Genomic DNA, 19,495 nt, shown 5'->3' on the forward strand with positions numbered 1-19,495 from the left:
AGCGGGCGCTGAAGGCCCTCGGGGAGATCAAGACGATCGCCAAGGCAGGCAAACTCGCGGGCGAGGGCATGAAGTTCGCGGCCTTCGACGCGTTGTTGCAGGATCCGGGGACGTTCAAGGATCCGGACAAGCTGGCGGAGACACTGGCCATGGGGGCCGCCTTCGGGGTCGGTGCGGGAGGTCTGGGCAAGCTACTCGGCAAGGGGTTGGGCAAGCTCAAGCCCAGCGAACTCGCCAAGCTAGGCCAGAAGTTGGGGATGGACGGCTCCGGCCTGTCCCGACTTAAGCTGCGCCCCTCGGAGTGGGAGAAACTGCCCGCCTCCATCCGGTCCATGTTCAAGAAGTGCGACCGCGACCCGATCGATGTGGCTACCGGCGACATGCTGATGCCTCAGACCGACGTCGAACTGCCCGGCACCCTTTCCCTGGTGCTGGAGCGGACCCACCTGTCGTCGTACCGATGGGGCGGCTGGTTTGGCCCCACCTGGGCCTCCACTCTCGACCAGCGCCTCCAAGCTGATGACGACTGCATCGTCTACGCGGCGGCCGACGGCGCACGGCTGATCTACCCGCACCCTGACCCTGACACTGCCGACCCCGTCTATCCAGAGCTTGGACCGCGAATACCCCTGGCCTGGGACGGTGAAGTCGACGGCGCATTGCGCATCACCGACCCGGACACAGGGCTGGCCTACACCTTCCACAGCCCACGGCCCACCGACGACAGCGATGCCGTCGACTTGCCCTTGCAGTCCATCCAGGACCGCAACGGCCAGCGCATCACCCTCCACTACGCGGACGACGGTACGCCCGTGGAAGTCGCCCACTCCGGCGGCTACCGCATCGCCCTCGACCGCCACCGCGACCTGCCCCGCATCAGCGCCCTGCGCCTGCTGGACCCCGAGCGGCCGGACGGCCTCGGCACGGTCCTTGTCTCCTACGGCTATAGCGAGGACGGGCACCTCACCGAGGTCACCAACTCCTCCGGCCTGCCTCTTCGGTTCACCTACGATTCCGAGGGGCGTATCACCTCGTGGACCGACCGCAACGACACCGCGTACCACTACACCTACGACGAGCATGGCCGAGTTGTTCACACTGAGGGCAGCGCCGACTTTCTCTCCGGCACACTCAGCTACGACGACGCCACCCGTACCACCACTGTCACCAACTCTCTGGGGCATATCACTCGTTATGAGTACAACGAGGCTCTGCGGCTGGTCAGGGAGACGGATCCGCTGGGCCACACCACCGTCCAGGAATGGGATGCCGAGCAACGGCTGATCGCCGTCACCGACCCGCTGGGCCACACCACCCGCTACCTCTACGACGAGCACGGGCGAATAGCGTCCGTCATCCGCCCGGATGGTCATGCGACGACAGGTGAGTACAACAGCCTGGGTCTGCCCACCATGGTGATCGGTCCGGATGGCGGCACCTGGATCCAGGAGTACGACGAGCGGGGCAATCGCACGTCTGTGACCGACCCCACCGGGGCCACCACGCAGTTCACATACAACAAGTCCGGGCACCTGACGCAGGTCACCGACCACTTCGGCCAGACCACCCATATCCGATGTGATCAGGCTGGTCTCCCGCTCGAGATCACCGACCCGCTGGGCGCGGTCACCCGGAGCGAGCGGGACGTCTTCGGTCGCACTGTCGCCCTCACGGATGCGCTGGGCTCCCGCACGCAGCAGGAATGGACGGTCGAGGGGCATCCGGCACGTCGTATCGCACCGGACGGCACCACGGAGTCGTGGACGTACGACGGAGAGGGCAACTGCACCAGCCACATCGATTCCGCAGGCGCGTGCACGCGCTTCGAGTACAGCCACTTCGGCCTGACGGCGGCTCGCACCGAGCAGGACGGTACCCGTTATACCTTCGTCCATGACACAGAGCTGCGTCCCATCCAGGTCACCAACGGGCAGGGAATGACCTGGCGGTACAGCTATGACGCCGCGGGACGCCTGGTGGCAGAGACGGACTTCGATGGCCGGAGTGTCGCCTACGCCTACGACGCGGCTGACCGACTCATCTCCCGTACCAATGCTCTCGGCCAGACGATCCGCTACACGCGTGACGTACTGGGGCAAACCACCCGCAAGGACGCTGACGGGGCCGTCAGCACCTACGCCTACGACCTCGCCGGGCATCTCGTCCGCGCAACCGGCCCGGACGCAGACCTGACCCAAGAGCGTGACGCTGCCGGACTCCTGCTGTCCGAATCGGTCAACGGGCGTACGGTCACCCACGCCTACGACGTTCTGGGTAACCGCGTCAGCCGCACGACACCCATTGGTGCCACCAGCAGCTGGAGCTACGACGCGGCGGGCCGCGTTGCCGAACTCGCCACGGGCGGGCGCACGATCCGTTTCGACCACGACCCGGTAGGCCGTGAGCTGGCCCGTCACATGGGTGAATCGCTGACAGTAGCCAGCGCCTTCGACGAACTCGGCCGCCTGACCCAGCAGTCCGTCACCGACAACAGCACCGCCAACAGCATCGGCAGCAGTGTCCAGCGTCGAAGTTACGCCTACGGGCACGACGGCAACCTGACCCACCTCGCCGACCAACTGAACGGCACCCGGGACTTCGACCTGGACGCAGCGGGCCGGGTCACCGCTGTCCGCGCCTCGAACTGGGCCGAGACATACGCCTATGACGCGGCGGGCAATCAGACCGAAGCCTCCTGGCCCAGCTCTCACCCCGGCCATGAGGCCACCGGCACCCGCACTTACAGCGGAACGCGCATCACCAGAGCGGGCAGCACCCGCTACGAGCACGATGCGGCGGGCCGCGTCACCCTGCGCCAGAAGGCGCGGCTCTCGCGAAAGCCCGACACCTGGCACTACGTGTGGGATGCCGAGGACCGCCTCACGTCAGTGGTCACCCCGGACGGCGCCCGATGGCGGTACGCGTACGACCCGCTCGGCCGCCGTATCGCCAAACAGCGCCTTGCCGACGACGACACGGTGCTTGAGCAGACAGACTTCACGTGGGACGGCGCCACGCTGTGCGAACAGACCACGGCATCAGTCGCCTTGCCGGATCCCGTCACTCTCACCTGGGACTATCGGGACCTGCGCCCGATTGCTCAGACCGAGCGCCTCAACGTCGCTGGAGAATCCCAGGACGCGATCGATTCGCGCTTCTTCGCCATCGTGACTGACCTCGTCGGTACTCCCACCGAGCTCGTGGACGAGACCGGCTCCATCGCCTGGCGCACCCGCGCCACGCTCTGGGGCACGACCACGTGGGCGTCGGACAGCACCGCATACACGCCGCTCCGGTTCCCCGGACAGTACTTCGACCCGGAAACTGGGCTGCACTACAACCACTTTCGCCACTACGACCCCGAGACCGCGCGCTATCTCAGCCCCGATCCGCTCGGTCTCGCTCCGGCTCCCAACCCCGTGGCCTACGTGCACAATCCGCATGCCTGGATCGACCCTCTCGGACTGGCATGCACAGAGCCGCCACAGAACGTGATCCAAACCCCGGAACTCGTCGCGCCCAAGCCGCTGAAACCACACCAGGTCTTGGACGAATGGCAGAAGTTCCTGGGCGACAGCCCGTACACCAATGTCCACCCGCGGACAGGAAATTCGGACCCCGATCGCCTAGTATCTGCCGATGGCCTGCGGAGTATCCGGATGGGCCCACACGAGATGAACAGCAAGCCGACCAAGTTCCACTTCCACAAGGAGACGTGGACATTCGTCGCGCCCACCAATACCTGGATCGTGGACAACACCATGGTCAGAGTTCCACTGGGATTGAAATAATGCGAATCGAAGTGCTCGAAATCCTCGACGCCGAACGCCGAGAAGTGCGATTCAGGAGCGACCTGGGAGACGCCTGGGGGGTATGGCAAGCCGACGTCGTGCCGAGCGAGGGCCCGTTCGACGTGGAGATCGACATCCCCGAGGAGATCACGACCTGGCTCCCGAGCGACGGAGACGCCGACATGCTCAACGGCGATCCTTCGAGACGGCAAGCCGTGACGGTGCACGGAACAGTCCAGACGGTCGACGAGGACTCCATGACGAGTCTCCGCGTCGGCCGCGACATCATGCTCATCGAGATGTCGAATGAAACCGTGCCACCTCAGCCCGGATCGACGATCAGGTTCGACACACCGGAGATCCATCTGTATCCCTACCAGCTCTGACGCGAGATCCATCATGGCGCGGGATCCGGATGGGCGAGTGTGCCGGAACGATGGAAATTCAGGCCCTTCCGTACCTCGCTGTCACGGATCGACTTCTCTTCGTCTGAATCAGTTCCTCTTGTCGAGGGTGCTGCTGGCTGCGAGGCGGAAGTTCTTGATGGCTTGGTAGAGAAATCGTTCTCGTTCGTTGGCCAGTGCGGCAGCTTCGGCCTTGTGGGTTGTGTCTCCAGCGCGGGCGTTCTCGGCCATCTGCCGCATGACATGTGAGAGATCGTTGGATGCGTGGGTGATGCGTTCGGCTGCTGCCACGAGGGGATCCGGGCCTTCGAGGACGACGACTTCGACTGCTCGGTGAACCTCGCGAGCCAGGGTGACGAAGTGGCGTATCTTCTCGTCGACGTTGGGTAGGTCGGGATCGTCGGAACGTAGTGCGTCGAGGACTGCGTCCATAGCGATGTCGCGGTCGTGGAGGGAGCTGAGGTAGCTGGCGTAGGCGTCACGGCGGTGCTGACGGCGCCACTGGTCGTGTTGCGATCGGGCCTGGGTCCGGCCGTTCACCACCGCGGCACCAAGAGTGGCCAGGGAGCCGACGGCGGCGCCGAGTAGAGCGGCGAGTCCTGCGTCCATGGGTTCAGTCTGGCGGTCTTGTCGGCCACCGTGTGGGCTGGTCCCCTGTACGAGTTGCAACTGAGAGGAAAGCCTCAATGCCCCCCTCCAAGACTCGCGTGGAACTCATCGAGATGGTGCAGAAACTCATTGATGCGACTCTGCCGGAGACAGAAGAGGACGCATTGCTGGAAGAGTTGAAGGCGGGTGTTGCGCACCCGCGCGTATCTGACTTGATCTTCTACCAGGGTCCCCCGCTGACCGCAGAGCAAGTAGTCGACCAAGCGTTGGCGTACCGCCCCATGGAGCTGTAAGGGCGTAGCAGGATGGCTTGCGCCTCCTATTCCGTTCTGCTCCGTTCCCCGGAGATATGAGCGGGTACGAGCTCGGTGAGTTCCTGACCGCATTGCAGGCAGATGCCCCGGTAGATGGGCGGCGCGCTGTTGGCGTAGAAGGCGGCCGTGAAGGGCTGACCCTCCACCGGGCATGCCAGCGTCCGGCAGGTCGCAGTCATGGTGACCGGGTTCGGGTCGTCCACGGGTGGTTCAGTCCTCTCCAATGATCATCCAGTGCACCTGGGTCTGCGTGCTGTTGGTGCGGTGCACCCAGATCGTCAGGCCGCTCGATGAGACGCCGGTGACGCCAACGCCCACGACGGTCTTGCCGGGCACTGAGGTGTTGGGCGTGACGAAGGCACGGAAGTTCGTTCCCTTGATGTTGCCGCCCGTCAGGGTGATGGAGGTCGGCTTGTTCGCCACGGGGGTGATGGTCGCCATGCCCATGGAGACGTTGTCTGCCCGCAGGACTCCGGCCGCGCGGATCGACGCCGCGGACACCGAGGCCGCGCCCTTGGTCAGAGAGATGCTGCCGCCGCCCAGCCCGGACTGCACATGTGCGGAGCTCTTGCCCAGGTAGAGGCGCCCTCCGACGGGCTTGCTGCCCTTGGCGGTGATACGTTCCGCTGCGTAGAAGTCGTGGCCGAAGAACGTCCTCCACCGGTAGGTGCCGTTGTCATCCGGGTCGGTGAAGGTGCCGGAGTTGATGCCGATGTTCGCATCCGCGGTACTGCTGCCGCTGACGTTGATGAACGCCTGATTCGTGCCGTCGACGGACGACCAGTAGATGTACGGGTAGGTGTCGTTGGGCTCCATGCCGATCGCGGACCCGTTCGTGCCGATCGCCCGCAGCCGCGCGTTGTTGAGCACGACGCGCGGCCCGTCGGCGGCGGTCTGCACCGTGGCGCCGGTGATGATCTTTCCGTTGATCGCGTCCGCGTGCAGTAGATCGGCAGTGATCGCCCCTGCCGCCACGTTCTCACGTTGCACAACGCCGTTGCCGAGATCATCAGTTGCCGCCCGGCGTGCCGCGGCCTCAACAGCTGCGGAGGGTGCGCTCGGTGTGCCAGAGCTGTTCACCGCGACCAGCCGGGCCCAGACGGGCCCGTAGTGGTTCACCGCGACCGTCACCGAGGCGCCCGACGCTGCCTCGATCGTGGTGGTGGGCCACTGCACGTCCGGCTCCTCGTCCGCTGACTTGCGGACGTGCACCTGGACGCGCACCAGGTCCAGCGGGGCGGGCTCACCGCTGGCGAAACCGCCGTTCCAGGTGATGCGCACACCGCCGAGGACCGGCTCCACCTGCGGAGGCGAAGGGACGGGCGGTCTGGGCCCGTTGACCGCGGTGACCCCGCTCGTTCCGTCAGGCTGGCGTCCTATCACCGCCCGCAGCGAGCCGTTCTCGTCATACACGTCCAGCGCCCCGTCCTCGAGGCTGGCATTGACGAGCTTGGGGGAGCGGAGCATGGTCTGCACGAGCTTTTCCAGCCGGGCCAGGCGGGCCCCAATGTCGTTACGCACAAGATTCTCCTTCGGGTTCAGGCGGCGGTGGCGTATTGGTGGGCGCCAGCCGGTTCGAGCTGCAGGGTGGCGGTCTCGCCGACGTCGGGGCGGATCGTGTAGCTGGTGATGCGGCACCAGCCCGACCAGTTCGCCCACTCGTCCTGCACCACCACCTGGACGTCATCACCGACCTGCCAGGAGCCGACCGGCGCCGCAGGATGGTTGCGGACGGTGATCTCCTCGACGTGCCCCAGGCTCTGCCGCCAGGCCCGCTCGCGGCGGGCGCGCTGGGCGAGCGCGTCACGGCCGCGCACCTCGGGTAGCTCCAGGACGTGTTCCAGGCGCAGCCGCTTGTTGCGGACCGCGTCAACGGCCCGCTGCTGGGCGCGGCCTTCCCCCGCCCCGGTGGCGATGACAACCTGCGCGTACTCGTCGGCGCTGTAGGTGACCGGCGTGTGCCCGACGATGTTGGTGTCCGACGTGAACGCGATGTCGGTGCGGCGCGCCCCCAGGCGCGGGTAGCCGATCTGGATACGCCGCACGGGCCGATGGCCTGTGCCCCACCAGGTGGCGCACGTGTAATCCGGCGAACCCGGGACCTTGATCAGGTCGTCGAAGAGGTCACCGAGCACCGGTGTCTCCCACCAGCGGGAATGCCACGGCTCCGCCGGGCTGCCCACCGTGGCCGTCGACGTCGCCTGGTCCACGGAGATGCCCAGGCTGCCGTCCGGCACCGACTGCGCGTAGGCCACGATGTCGCGCATCACCCGGCACGGATCAGCGTTCACATAAGGGCCGCGCCCGCCGAGCTCGCCGTCCAGATCGTGACGGTAGTGCAGATAGGACGACCATCCCGCGGCCTCGATCTGCATCGTGGTGCCATCGGGCTCGGCCTGCCAGATGATGCCGCCCCACCGGATCCGGCCACCCGCCTCCGCGTACAGCAGCGTGTTCCCCGGATCCGTCAGCCCCGGATGCGACCACGCCAGCCGAGGCGACAACGCACCCCGCAGATGCCCCGGCCCATTCAAGTCTGGCCCGAACTCCACGCCCTTGAGCGGTAGATCGTGAGACAGCCATTCGCCGGTCAGGGCGTGCTGCGTCAAATACCGGTATGCCACCGCCTGTTACACCGGGCCTTCGGTGAACTCGACATCGGCGATGATCGACGTGCCGCCGTCGACACTCAGATCGCCCTTCCAGTCCTTCGACATCTTCGCCTGCATGTACAGCACCTGCGTGGTGCCCCGATACGAAGCGGGCAGCGTCATCGTGTCCGCGACGACCGTCGTCTGCCGCCGCACCACCTTGCCCTGGTTATCGTCGACGACGGTGTCCTGACCGTGGATGGTGCCGAACACCAGCTGCAACTTCCCGTATAGCGAGTCGTAGTCCATCCGCAGACCGGCGATCGTGATGGTGACGATCATCTTCGTCGCCCACTCGGGCACCGGTATCTTCCAGCGCGCCTCGGGTGGCCAGTCATGCCACTTGTCGTCGTCCTTCCACGCCTTCGTCAGCTTCGTCGGATAGGCGGTGTACAAGGTGCGCTCCCGGCGCGGATTCGCCACCTTCCGCAGATCCTTGATCAGACCCGCGGTCACCGTCCCCGTGCTCGCCGGCAGATCGATGCGGGCCAGCGGCACCCCCGTCACCCCCTTCGGTACCGCCGTGGCGGAGGAGGACACGTTGGGGATGACGTCGAAGAAGTTGATCGCGTCCTTCGCCGGGTCAAGGCCGCCCTCGAACTCCGGGTCCTGCACCCGCAGCACGATCAGGTCCGAACGCGGCGCGGCCCCCGTCGGCGCGATATCCACCGCGGCGGTGCCGATGTTGTACGCCGTGTACGAGCCCTGCCATGCCGACGCCTTCCCCCGGATCACCGCCGAACCGTCTGCGATCTGCACCCCGCCGCCCGGCACATCCAGCGGCGTCACCTTCAAGTCGGTCGCCTCAGTGACGCCTTCGGAGCCGTGCGACAGGTCCTTGATCATCTGCCGGAACGTCTGGGCTGAGTGGGTGGCGCCGTTCACGAGCAGCGGGGCTTGGGCGAGCGTCATCGAGCGAGGTTCTCCTTCGGGTTCACGAGGGTTTTGAACGCATCCCGCCAGGCCACGGTCAGTCGGGCGGATGCGGTCGGATCAGAAGCGGTCCAGCGGATCTCGGAGCGGCCAGGCGGCAGCCGGAATGAACCGAGTGGGGAGGTCGTGGCGAGCGTGCCGCCGCCCTTGCGGGTCACCGTGCGCTGTCCGGGCCGGGTATCGACCGTCACGTACTCGCCCGCCGGCACGGTGATGCCGAGATCGATCCGCGATCCCGTCTCCACGTGCGTGATCACCGGGTTCGCGCACGGCCCGTACACCCTGAGCACTGGGTAGGAGTCGACCGTGCCGTTGTTGGTGACCCAGCCGGGCCGGTTCTGCCCCGACAGATCACCGTCACTGACGTGGATCGGGGCCTGTACCGGGGCGGTGAACCCGCCACCGGACAGCCAGCCCAACCGCAGCTCCGCCCGCTGCTCGACGTCCGCGTAATAGCGGGTGTCGGGAGCGGTGAACTCGAGGTCGAGCGGCACCCATCCGAACGCGGCCTGCTCCCACGACGGCTCGACCTTCCGCAGCCGTCCGAACAGCACCCGCACTGGGGCGCCCGGCCACTTGATCCGCAACGGCAGCACCGCCCCGCCCACCGTGCGCACACGAGGGCTGTCCGCGGCCTCCTCAAGCTGGGCGACGATGCGAGCGGCCGCAGCCGGGTCTCCCGGGGTCTTCACCGCGCAGTCGATGCGCAGCGTGCGCGCCTCGTACCAGTCCGGGCCGATCCACGCCCCGTCCGCGTTCGGCCGCTCCACCACCTCACCGCGCACCGCAGGCCGGGCCAGGCCCTCGATCGCGGCGACGGGCACGCTCGTCCCATGGCCGAGCCGCACCCCGGCGATCTCCAGCTGGAAGTCAGTGAGTTCACTGCTCATCGCAGGACACCCCCGCGACGAGCCCGGCGCATCTGGTAGGCGACCGTGGCCGCGATGTCGTCGGCGCTCGCAGCCGCACGGGAAACGTGAATGGTCTGCTGCCCGATCGCCGGAGCCTGGTGTACCACTGTGATCTGCCCACGTCCCGCATGGGCATCAACCAGGCGGCGCGGGGCCAGCCCGTAGCCGAACCGGTCAGCCGTCTCCGCGAGCACCGCTGTTGCCCGGCCACGCTTCGCCGCCGCGTGCGGAATGTAGGACTCGGAACCGGTCTCCGGCTCCGCGAACTTGATCAGTCCCCGCGGAGAGGAGTAGACGCCCGGCTCCCAGATCCCGCCGTCCGCATACGCGCGGCCCGCGTTCGCCTTCACCAGATCGGCCAAGAACCGGTCAGCCTTGCCCGTTTTCCTTATCTGACTCTTTGCGAGGTTCCCGATCTCGATGATCCGGTCCTCGGCCAGCCCCGTCGCCTCCGCCACGGAGTGGATGCCCTTGTTCTTCGACAGGGCGCCGACCAGCTTCATCAAGTCCGCGAGCTGGTCACCATCCAGAGCATTCGCGGCCTTCTTGGCTGCCGTGTCCGCCTGCTTGGCCTTCTTGCGGTCCTTCACCGCCTGAGCGGCCAGCGCCTCCGCGTTCTCATCCCCCTGCTCGGCGAGCCGCTGCGCGAGCGCCCCGTAGCCGCGGGAGGCGAGCGTCGTCAGGTTCTTCTGGAACGCGCTGTTGTTCTTGACGGCGTTGTTCAACTGGCCGGTGTAGTCGCCGAGCGTCGCCCGCGCGGTGCCGGCGAGCTTGGTGAGCTGAGCGGCCATCGACTTCACATACTTGTTGGAGCCGCGCGCCATCTTCCGCGTCAGCGCGATACCGTCCTCGCCCATCTCCTCCAGCGCCTTGGCGACATCCGTGCCCGCCCGCCGCGCCACCGTCGCCAGATCACCGCGCCAGGACTGCGCGGTACGCACCGAGCGACGCAGGTTCCTCTCGAACAGGCGCAGGTCGAAGTGCTCCTTACCGCCCTTGCCCTTGCGCTGCGACTTGGAGATGACGTCGGAGACCGTCAGCCCGGAGGAGCCCAGCGGCTGGTACGACCAGTCGGACAGTCCACCGTTGGCGTTGTAGACGACCTGACCGCCGAACCGCCGCGCCACCTCATCCAGGATCAGCTTCGAGCGGGCCCGCTTACTGGACGCGAACGGGATGTATGCCTCGCCGTGCGTCTCGTCCTCCGCCCACACCCGCCAGGTGCCGCCGCGCGCGATCTGCGCGATGTGGTTCTCCTTGCGCACCCCGCCGTCGGCGTAGGTGACGATGCCGCCGTCCTTCTTGCCCAGCCGGTAGCCGTCCTTGTAGGGGCCGTAGTTGCCGCCCTGCTGGTGGACGGTGTTGATGTACTCGGTGCGGTAGACGCCGATACCGATGGTCTTGCCGTGCAGGCTGTTGATGGCGCCCTGAATCGTCGCCACGTTGGACGTCGCGGCCCCGGTGGGCACGGTGACGTAGACGTTCTTGCTGGCCGGGATAGCGGTGATCGAGAAGCCGAGCGATTCCAACTGTCGGCGGGCCTCCGCCGTCGGCGCGCTGATGGGAATCATCCGACCGGGCGGAAGACCGACGATCTTCTGCTTGACCTCCTCCAGGCTGCTGATCGTGCCCGCGGTCGAGGAGCTGACGTTGACGTGTTTGCCGCCCGGAGTCTGCGCGATCTTCGCGATCAGCGCGTCCAGATCCGTGCGCGCCATCTCGGTCGGAGCGGTCACCTCCACCCGACGGTCCTTCAGGTCCCGGATCTTGAAGCCGAGGTCCTCCAGATCCGCGCGAGCGTCGTTGGACAGCGTGGCGATCGTGATCGTCTTCTTGCCAGGGTCGGCCTTCAACGCCTGCTGCACGGCGATCAGTTCAGCCATCGCCTCGTCCATGCCGGCCGTCTGAAGAAGGATCGACACCTGCTCCGGCACCAACCCCGCATTGTCAGCGAGCCTGGCCGCCTGCTCAGCGGACAGACCAAAGCCCTTGGCAGTGGAGATCGCCGAGTCCCGGGCCGTGGTCATCTGCGCCTGCGCCGCCTTCAACGCCTCCGGCACGGACTTCCCGTTCGCCTCCGCGTACTGGTAGGCGGCCAGAGCGGCATCAGCAGAGTTCGTCGACAGCCCTTGCAGCAGGTCATAGAGCTTCTGTCCGTTGCGGGTGACGGTGGAGAGTGAACCGTCCATGTTCAGCAGCGACTTGCCGTAGCCCTGCGCGTGATCCACACCGCCCTTCAACGCCTCAGCGGAATCGGAGACCGAGCGGTTCAGACGGGCCTCGGCCGCAGACAGGTTCACCGAACCGCCCGCCAAGATGTCCAGCGCATCGTGCAGAGCCCGCGCCCGCGAATCGGCGTCCGCGGTCGTGTCCGACAGACGGCGCATAGCATCAGAGAACTTCCCGAACGGGCCGACCGCATCAGCCGCCGAACGCCCCGTGGAGCCGGTCGCGTCCGCGAGATCCTTGGCGTCCTTCACCGCCTGCGACATCTCACCCTTGACCGACCCCAGGGCACCCGCCGCACGAGCCGCCGCCAGACCCTTGTCCTCGTACGCCTTGTAGGCCCCGCCCATAGAGACGTGCATCTTGGTGTTCGCCTCGGCGGTGGCGTTCAACCGCTTCTGTAGGGCGTTGAGGCCGCCGTCCTGACTCATGTAGGCGTCCGTGAGCTCCCGCGCGGACACCCCGGCCTTCGACATGACGTCGACCAGGCGCTCCTTGCCGTCGAAGACCTTCGTGTCCATCACCTGCTGCGCGGCCACCGCGCGCACGTTGCCGTTGATCGCGCCGTTCGACTCCTGCAACGCCTGGGTGAGACTGCTGATCCGCGACTGGTGCTCGGCCGCAGCCTGGGCCGCCTTCTGCTGATGGGAGGCCAGCAGCGACAGCGCCACACCCGCACCGGCGAGCGCCAGACCCCACGGCCCGCCGAGCGCGCCCATCAGCCCCTTGGCCGCGCCGCCGACTCCGGCGCCGATCGCACGCGCCACCCCGCTGATGGGACCCGAGGCGTTGCGGAACGCGGACGTCATCTGGCCCACGACCGGGATGCGCGTCTGTACGACGGCCAGGGCCTGCCCGATCCGGCCGATGGACTGCCCCTGCGCGGCGGCAAGCCGCTCCTGCACCCGCATCTGATCACCGAGCGACCGGTAGGCAGTGGTGACCGGCCCGGACACGGTCTGGCCCAGCCGCGACATCACCGGCGCCACACGGCGGGCCAGCAGCATCGCGACGATCGCAGTCTGGACGGGTCCCGGCAGCGCCCCGAAGCCGCGCACCAGACCCGCCACGACATGCCCGATCGGCACCAGAGCCCCCGAGGCAGCTCCGGCACCGGCAGAGATCAAGTTGAGGGCGGTGACGATGATGTCGAGCGCCGTGCCGCCAGCGTCGGCTTCCTCGGCGACATCACTGATGGCATCGGCCACAGGCGAAGCAGCCGAGGCCACGCTGTCCAGGATGTCCACCAGTGCACGGCCCCCGTTGACCAGAACGTTCAGCCCGGCGGCCGCCGTGTCGAACGCCAAGTCCTTGACCGGCCCGCCCAGGCCGCTCAGCGCGTCACCGATCTCGTTCACCCCGGCCGAGACGGCCTTCGACACCGACGGCCCGGCCAGCGTGTACAGGTCGTGCAGGTAGTCCAGCGCGCCCGCGAGAGGCGGGGTCGCGGCGGCCATCCCCGCGGACATCAGCCGCGTGACCTTCTCCAGGCCCGGTGCCGCCGCCGTGTACAGCACCTGCCCGGTGTTCTTCGCCTGCGTCTTGAGCTGGGTGACCGCACCGGCCAGGCCCTTGGTCTGCGATGCGGCGATCTCACCGGCTGCGCCGGTCCGGGCGATCGCGGTGTGCATCTGGTCGAAGGACTCGACACCCTGATGCGCCAGCGCCGACGCACCCGCCAGCGCGGGCTTGCCGACGACATCGGCGAGGGAGCCGAGGAAGTCCTTCTGCGACATGCGGTGCTGGGCCTTCTCGAAGCCCTCGATCACCGTGCGCAGGCCACGGAAGTTGCCCTGCGCGTCCCATGCCTCGACGCCGAGCTCGGCCAGGCCGCGCTTCATCCGCGCCGTCGGGCGGGACAGGTTCGTAAGCATCCCGCGCAGCGATGTTCCTGCTTTGGAGCCGAGGATGCCGGAGCGGGCCAGCATCGCCACCGCCGCCGAGGTGTCCTCGATGGAGATACCGAGCTGGGCGGCGACCGGCCCGGTGTAGGACATCGCGTAATAGATGTCCTGCAGCCCGCCCGAGGCCGAGTTCGCCGACGCCGCCAGCACATCGGCCGCGCGCCCGGCGTTGTTCGAGCTCAGCCCGAACTGGTCCATCACGTCGCCCAGATACCGGGCGGCGTCAGCGGCGCTCAGATTGTCGGCCGCGGCGAGCTGCATCGCAGCCCGCGCATTCGCGATGGACGAGGTGGAGGTCTGGCCCGCCTTGGCCAGCTCCAGCATCGCGTCCGCGGCCTTCGCCGCCGACGTGCCGGGCAGCTGGAGGTCAGCGCCGAGCTCGCGGGCCTTCACCGCAGCCTGCACCATCTCCAGGCCGGACGCGTTGGTGACCGCGCCCCACTTGTTGATGGCCCGCTGATACTCGTTGCCTTCCTTCGCGATCTCCGCCAGCCCGGCGACTATGCCGCCGCCGACCAGGAGACCGCGCAGATGATGGGCTTCTTGCCGGGCACCGAGCAGCCCGTGGCGCAGCTGCCGCATCGACGCGTGCCCGTCCGCGCCGATACGGCGCAGACCGGCACGAGCACGATCCGAGTCACGGGTAAGGCCCCGAAGTCCTGAAGCGGAGCCCCGGGCACCCGACCCGATCTGGTGGAGCTGCCGGTTGAGGGTGGCGGTGTCCCGGCCCAGGCCGCGCATGGCGCGCGATGCCTGCCGGATCTCCGACAGGAGATGGGAGAAGTCCGCTCGCGCCTGGACGCTGAGCGTGTACGACGACACCGGCCGGTGCCCCTACCTCCCCACGCCCCAGTCCTTCTCACCCCACCCTCAAGCACCCAACTTCGGACCGGATCAGCTACGTGCGGGGCACCAAACCGATGCGCACCCCATAGCCGTCCGGGCCGTCGGGCACCTGGTCCTGCTCGTGCGCGATCAGCTCACACCCGGTGCACCGCACACTGGTGGTGACGTACGCAAACCGATCACCACCCTGAGCTTCGTCCCACTCCGCTGCCCGAGTTCCGCACTGACCACAGACCGTGCGCTGATAGGCCGCGAAGGCGAGCGCCTTCGCCCGGTCAGTCTCGGTCCAACGCCCATCACCCGCACCGAGGAACTGCGAATGCGGAATGCCCCACCGGTCACACAACTCCAACTCGGCACGGAGCTGTGCGTCCGTGATCAGCCTTTTCCCAGCTCCGCCGTCGACGTCCGCACAATCTGCTGCGCCTGCCACGCGGCCGCGAACAGCGCGTTCGACTCCGCTACCGGCCACGAATCGAGCAGCTCCTGAGCATCCTCTTCGCTCATGCCCTCCACCGTGTGCCTGTTGTCGTCCCGCTCGATGTGCGCAGCGGCGATCAGCGCCGCGGGGAACGTCTCCGGGTTCCATGCGTCCCCGTCCTCAGCCTGCGCCTCGGTCGGAGGGAACCGCTTGATCAGCCCGTCTAGGATCGGCCGCGGCAGCGCCTTGAACGTCAAGTCCAGGGCGACGCTGTCGAACATCTCCTGCGCCGTCTCGACCTCTGCCTCAGCCTTCGCCGTCGCGTCGCTGTGGTCCCGGCCGTTCTCCGCATCCGCCATGCGACAGCGAGCAAGGTCTCGCAGCGACTCGTCGAGGTACTGCTTGGCGTCCTGGTCGTCACAGATGACAAGCGTGTACTCCGGCAGCTGCCGGGCACGCAGCCGGGCCAGCTTGTCCGCCCAGTGCGCATCCCGGGCAACAGCCTGCGCCGGCGGGACAGCAGCAGTCGTGGGTGCCGTAGCCACCGGCATCACTTCTCGACCTTCGGCGGCACGGCAGCCGGTACAGCAGCGTCCTGGGTCGGCTTCTCTGTGATCGAGAAGTTCACAGTGAACTTCGCGGCCTCGTTGTCCGTCGAATAGTTCGGTGACCGCGACCCGATCCGCACCGGGAACACATCCATCGACCGGGAGCCCGCCACGTCGCCCTTGCGCAGGAAGACGACCCAACCGGTGTCGTCCTTCTTGAGCAGCTGCTCGATCTCGTCCGACACCTTGTCCTCGTAGAAGCCGAGGGAGGAGTCGTCGGCCTGGTCGGTGCCGGGAATCTTCGACTCGAACGTCGAACCCAGATCGGGGGTCTCGATGGCTTGGTTCGATAGCGTCCAGCCGTCGATCGCCGCGATCGCGTCCGTCAGGTCGGTGCCGGCGGTCAGCTCGGCGCGAGTGGGTACGTGGCCCGAGTCGCTGACGTGCTGGAGCCACAGGACGCGGGTCACTCCGCGCCGGGAAAACTTCTTTACCTGCAAGGTCTGCTGTCCGATTCCGGGACGGCAGCCACACACCACATAGGAGGCCCCGCCCCTCGACGCACTGTCGGGGAACCGGCCCGCACCACAAGGTGGTTGGGCGTCCGCGTGGGCCTCCGCGGTGAGGATGCAAGCCAGCTCAGACGGTTAAGAAGACCTCGAACAGCCGCACAGAGATCACGATACTGCCGTCAACGGTCAGACCAACTTGCGGTTGCTGGTGAGCGTTGAACCAACGCCTCGCGGAGCCAATAGAGCCAGCCAATGCAGGAAGTCTCGCCAGAAGCCAGGACGTGGGCCCACTGCCCTGCTTTCGAGGGGCATCGTTCAGGCCTGTAGCCAGCGGGTTCGTGCGATGTCGGTGTCCAGGACGTGGAGTTGGACGCCACACGTGATCTGGCCGGTGCGTGGATGTTGAATCCGCCGATGCCGCTTCGATGTTGAACCTCGGGTCTTCCCTCAAGACAACTCATGCACCTTCATGATGTCCCCACGCAATCATCACCTCATGGTGCGCAACTGTGTCCAGCTTCACATCCGCCACATCCAGTTCACGGCATGCACCCTGATTTGACGGCCTTGCCGCCTACGCCAGGCACTCATAGAAACGCCAGTGCGACGAATCGCAACCGATCAGCCTCGCTCGGCAGGACATACGGGCGCGGCCAGAAGGGAAACTCCTCTTGTTAGGAAGCTCCAAGAGAAGACGCATACGGTCGAAACTCGCTCTCGGCGCCTGCTCGATCCTGCTCCTGGGATCCGGCGGCGTGGCCGCAGCCGACAGTGGTGATGGCACTCCCGAGTGGGACTATGCGCCGTCCTCCCGGCCTGCCGCAGGTCCGGAGTCCCTCGCCAGGGCCAACAACAACCGGCCTGTCTCCGGCAAGGACCTCAAGGCCGGTCCACCGTCGACCAAGGACTCGGCCGGTGTGTGGCAGGTCAATCGCACCACCGTCACGCTCAGCAACACCGTCACCGACGCCGACGACGACACTGCGAACTTGACCTTCCAGGTCTACACGACGGATGCCAACGGCAATCCAAAAAGCCAGGTCCAACTCACCGACCCTGATACCGGCAAACCCGCCACGTACGGTGTGGTGGTGTCCGACTTCGTGACGTCCGGCCGAAAGGCGTCCGTGACGCTCCGATACGGCGACTTGAAGACGAACACCACCTACGCCTTCCGCACCAGTGCTTACGACGGCACCCTGTACGAAACCGATTGGTCGTCATGGGCGAAGTTCCACACCCGCGGCCGGGCGGTGAGCATCACCCTGCCCGAGCCGGACAAGAACGCGCCGGCGGTCAATCAGGACGATCACCAGAGGCCGCAGGTCATTGCCCAGCCGGAGGTGAAGCCGGCGCTTCCGACTGTGCCGCCTATCGGTCGTAGCGCCTCGGAGGGCTGGAGCTGTGGTGAGCTGAACAAGAAGACGGCCATTCAGCCGTGTTCGCGTCTGGTGCCGGATGACAGCAAGAAGATCCGCGACGCCCTCACCAAGGGCACGAGCCGGGCGAGGGCTGGGCTGCCTCACCTGGTCGACTGGTGCGAGGGCTTCGCTAACTCGCACGTCAAGCGGTATGAGGCGTGCATTGGCAGCTTCAAGTACGAGTACGAGGGCCGCGTCGTCGACAAGAACGGCAAGCCCACCGGTGAAATTCTGAATGCCACCTGGGCCGTCGGCCAAGAGGTGAAGCTGTCGGGGACCTCGGCAACGTTCACCCAGCAGCTCACTCTCGTGCCGATCGACATCGATGCAAAGTTCGGGTCGGTGACCTTGAACGTGGAGTTCGACTGCCTCCAGGCCGACCGGTGCTCGAACGGTCCGCAGTCGTGGGACGGGGCGCTGGTCTGGGTGGGTGCGGATCCGCTCGCGCACACGGCGGTCGGCAAGATCGACCACACCTGGAACGCGGCGAATAAGGCCGACACACTCGACCTATCCCCGAAGATCACCGCCTACGCGCCGGTGGCAAACCCGGCCGCCATGCGGTGGCAGGCCGATGGTGCGCAGATCCGCTGCGACAAGATTTCTTCTGACACGCCAGGGTGCGCCTTCCACAAGTACATTCCGACGTGGGTGATGAACTTCGACAAGACGCCGCCGGCCGTCGCGCATGCCTGGCTGATCCAGTCCAAGCTGCCCACCCACCCCGGCAGCAAGGCAGCCAACAAGCCACTGTTCTACCTGCCTGCCAAGGACAAGAACGCCCCCGGCCGCGACCCTGACGACAACCGCAAGGTGATCTGCCCTGACAAGTGGGCGGCCACCTACGGCAACCCGGACGCCACCACCGTTCCCGAGATCAGTCCGACCGACAAGCCGTCGTGCGACGAGTTCGCCTACGCCTCTACCTACAACTCCGGTGGCATGCCCGCCGGCATGGGCGGCATGAACGAGGTGGACACCGGCAACGACTGCGTGCAGACCTACGCCACCCGAGTTAAGCAGGGCGAATGGCACCTGTACGACGACGTCCGCGAGGCTGCTCCGACATGGAAGGAAGTGTGTGGCCGCTCGGCCATGTCGGGATGGATCAACTCCACCTCGATGGGTGGAGCGTTCAGCTCGGGCTTCTCCGGCAAGTACCGGTTGCTGGACAAGGACCCGTACTGGGTGGACTTCCCCCAGTTCGCGCACTGCGATGCGTCCAAGGTGACCGTGGCCTGCAAGGTTCCCAAGCCGTGACAGGCTGCTGACCGCTGGTGGGGCACAGCACCGATTCCCGTTGTGCCCCACCAGCCCCACATTGTGCACGGAAGGAGAAAGCAGCAATGGCCGAAAGTTTGGCGTGGATCGCCGATGCCTGGAGCGGCACGAGCCCGAGCGCCACCGACCTGTACATCACCTGCGCCCGCGGCCTCAGCCCTCAGCAACTGGCCGAACGCATGGCCGACCATGAGCCTGTCGAGGTCGGGCCCGCCCTCACCATTCAGGAAGCCCACGGCATGGTCGACCTCACGCAGATCTACTGCGTCGGCCGCATCGGCCAAAGCGGCGACTGGTCGTTCATCGTCGAATGCGTAGGCAGCGAAGGCTGGGCCCTGGACCCGGCAACGTCCCGCGGTGCCGAGGTGCTGATCTTCGACCCACGGCCGGACGACCCGCCCTCCTTCTTCACCTACCTCGCCGAGGGTGAGCTGCAACTGCACTTCGAGTTGGGCTTCGGCTACGACCCCGTCGGAGCCCAGCCCGACCTGTTGCGCCCGGCGCTGGAAGCGGCGGGAATCATCCCGCCGGAAGACTCCCTCGATGAGCTGCTCGGCGAGGACGAAGAGCTGTCGCCTCTCGAACAGAAGCGCCGCGTATTGAAGGTCGCCGGTGAGTATTTCGGGCTGTCACTACCACGGCAGGTGATCGAGAACGGGCAGCTTCCCGCCGTGATCACCCGCACCTCACCTCCGTCTTCCTGGTGACCTCGAGCGTGCTCAG

12 protein-coding genes are annotated in these 19,495 nt (G+C 66.8%); 5 read left to right on the forward strand and 7 right to left on the reverse strand.

All coding sequences use genetic code 11. The features are described 5' to 3' along the window. Positions 1 to 68 precede the first annotated feature (68 nt). Both AB0B50_RS03830 and AB0B50_RS03835 read left to right on the forward strand, forming a co-directional pair. Complete coding sequence (locus AB0B50_RS03830) at positions 69 to 3,791, forward strand: RHS repeat-associated core domain-containing protein (protein ID WP_362325096.1); 3,723 nt, start codon at positions 69 to 71, stop codon at positions 3,789 to 3,791. A gap of 11 nt (positions 3,792 to 3,802) precedes the next feature. Continuing rightward, on the forward strand, positions 3,803 to 4,177 hold the full coding sequence (locus tag AB0B50_RS03835) for a hypothetical protein (RefSeq protein WP_362325099.1): 375 nt from the start codon (positions 3,803 to 3,805) through the stop codon (positions 4,175 to 4,177). A gap of 108 nt (positions 4,178 to 4,285) precedes the next feature. On the opposite strand, the gene AB0B50_RS03840 is transcribed toward AB0B50_RS03835, so the two are convergent. Continuing rightward, on the reverse strand, positions 4,286 to 4,804 hold the full coding sequence (locus AB0B50_RS03840; RefSeq protein WP_362325102.1) for a proline dehydrogenase: 519 nt from the start codon (positions 4,802 to 4,804) through the stop codon (positions 4,286 to 4,288). A 98-nt stretch (positions 4,805 to 4,902) separates the two neighbouring features. Between AB0B50_RS03840 and AB0B50_RS03845 the strand changes: the two genes are divergently transcribed. Continuing rightward, on the forward strand, positions 4,903 to 5,097 hold the full coding sequence (locus tag AB0B50_RS03845) for a hypothetical protein (protein WP_362325105.1): 195 nt from the start codon (positions 4,903 to 4,905) through the stop codon (positions 5,095 to 5,097). A gap of 231 nt (positions 5,098 to 5,328) precedes the next feature. Here the strand turns inward: AB0B50_RS03845 and AB0B50_RS03850 are convergent, their stop codons facing one another. The 6 genes from AB0B50_RS03850 to AB0B50_RS03875 form a co-directional block, all read right to left on the reverse strand. After that, on the reverse strand, positions 5,329 to 6,777 hold the full coding sequence (locus tag AB0B50_RS03850) for a hypothetical protein (RefSeq protein WP_362325108.1): 1,449 nt from the start codon (positions 6,775 to 6,777) through the stop codon (positions 5,329 to 5,331). 971 nt (positions 6,778 to 7,748) lie between these two features. Continuing rightward, complete coding sequence (locus AB0B50_RS03855; RefSeq protein WP_362325110.1) at positions 7,749 to 8,681, reverse strand: hypothetical protein; 933 nt, start codon at positions 8,679 to 8,681, stop codon at positions 7,749 to 7,751. Continuing rightward, positions 8,678 to 9,592, reverse strand: coding sequence for a hypothetical protein (locus tag AB0B50_RS03860; RefSeq protein WP_362325113.1), 915 nt, complete (start codon positions 9,590 to 9,592; stop codon positions 8,678 to 8,680). The genes AB0B50_RS03855 and AB0B50_RS03860 overlap by 4 nt, the downstream gene beginning before the upstream one ends. Further along, entirely contained in the window at positions 9,589 to 14,565 is a 4,977-nt protein-coding gene (locus tag AB0B50_RS03865; protein WP_362325116.1) for a phage tail tape measure protein, read from the reverse strand. The genes AB0B50_RS03860 and AB0B50_RS03865 overlap by 4 nt, the downstream gene beginning before the upstream one ends. A 402-nt stretch (positions 14,566 to 14,967) precedes the next feature. Continuing rightward, positions 14,968 to 15,555 carry a hypothetical protein gene (locus AB0B50_RS03870; RefSeq protein ID WP_362325119.1) on the reverse strand — a complete coding sequence of 196 codons (588 nt, stop codon included), beginning with the start codon at positions 15,553 to 15,555 and terminating at the stop codon, positions 14,968 to 14,970. A gap of 5 nt (positions 15,556 to 15,560) precedes the next feature. Beyond that, positions 15,561 to 16,028 carry a hypothetical protein gene (locus AB0B50_RS03875; RefSeq protein WP_362325122.1) on the reverse strand — a complete coding sequence of 156 codons (468 nt, stop codon included), beginning with the start codon at positions 16,026 to 16,028 and terminating at the stop codon, positions 15,561 to 15,563. Positions 16,029 to 16,825: 797 nt separating this feature from the next. Between AB0B50_RS03875 and AB0B50_RS03880 the strand changes: the two genes are divergently transcribed. Then, a complete protein-coding gene (locus AB0B50_RS03880) occupies positions 16,826 to 18,751 on the forward strand; it encodes a hypothetical protein (RefSeq protein ID WP_362325125.1) in 1,926 nt (641 codons plus the stop codon). 86 nt (positions 18,752 to 18,837) lie between these two features. Further along, entirely contained in the window at positions 18,838 to 19,479 is a 642-nt protein-coding gene (locus tag AB0B50_RS03885) for a DUF6461 domain-containing protein (RefSeq protein ID WP_362325128.1), read from the forward strand. The last annotated feature ends 16 nt before the right edge of the window (positions 19,480 to 19,495 follow it).

Source organism: Streptomyces sp. NPDC041068 (assembly GCF_040647455.1).
Classification (GTDB): Bacteria; Actinomycetota; Actinomycetes; order Streptomycetales; family Streptomycetaceae; genus Streptomyces.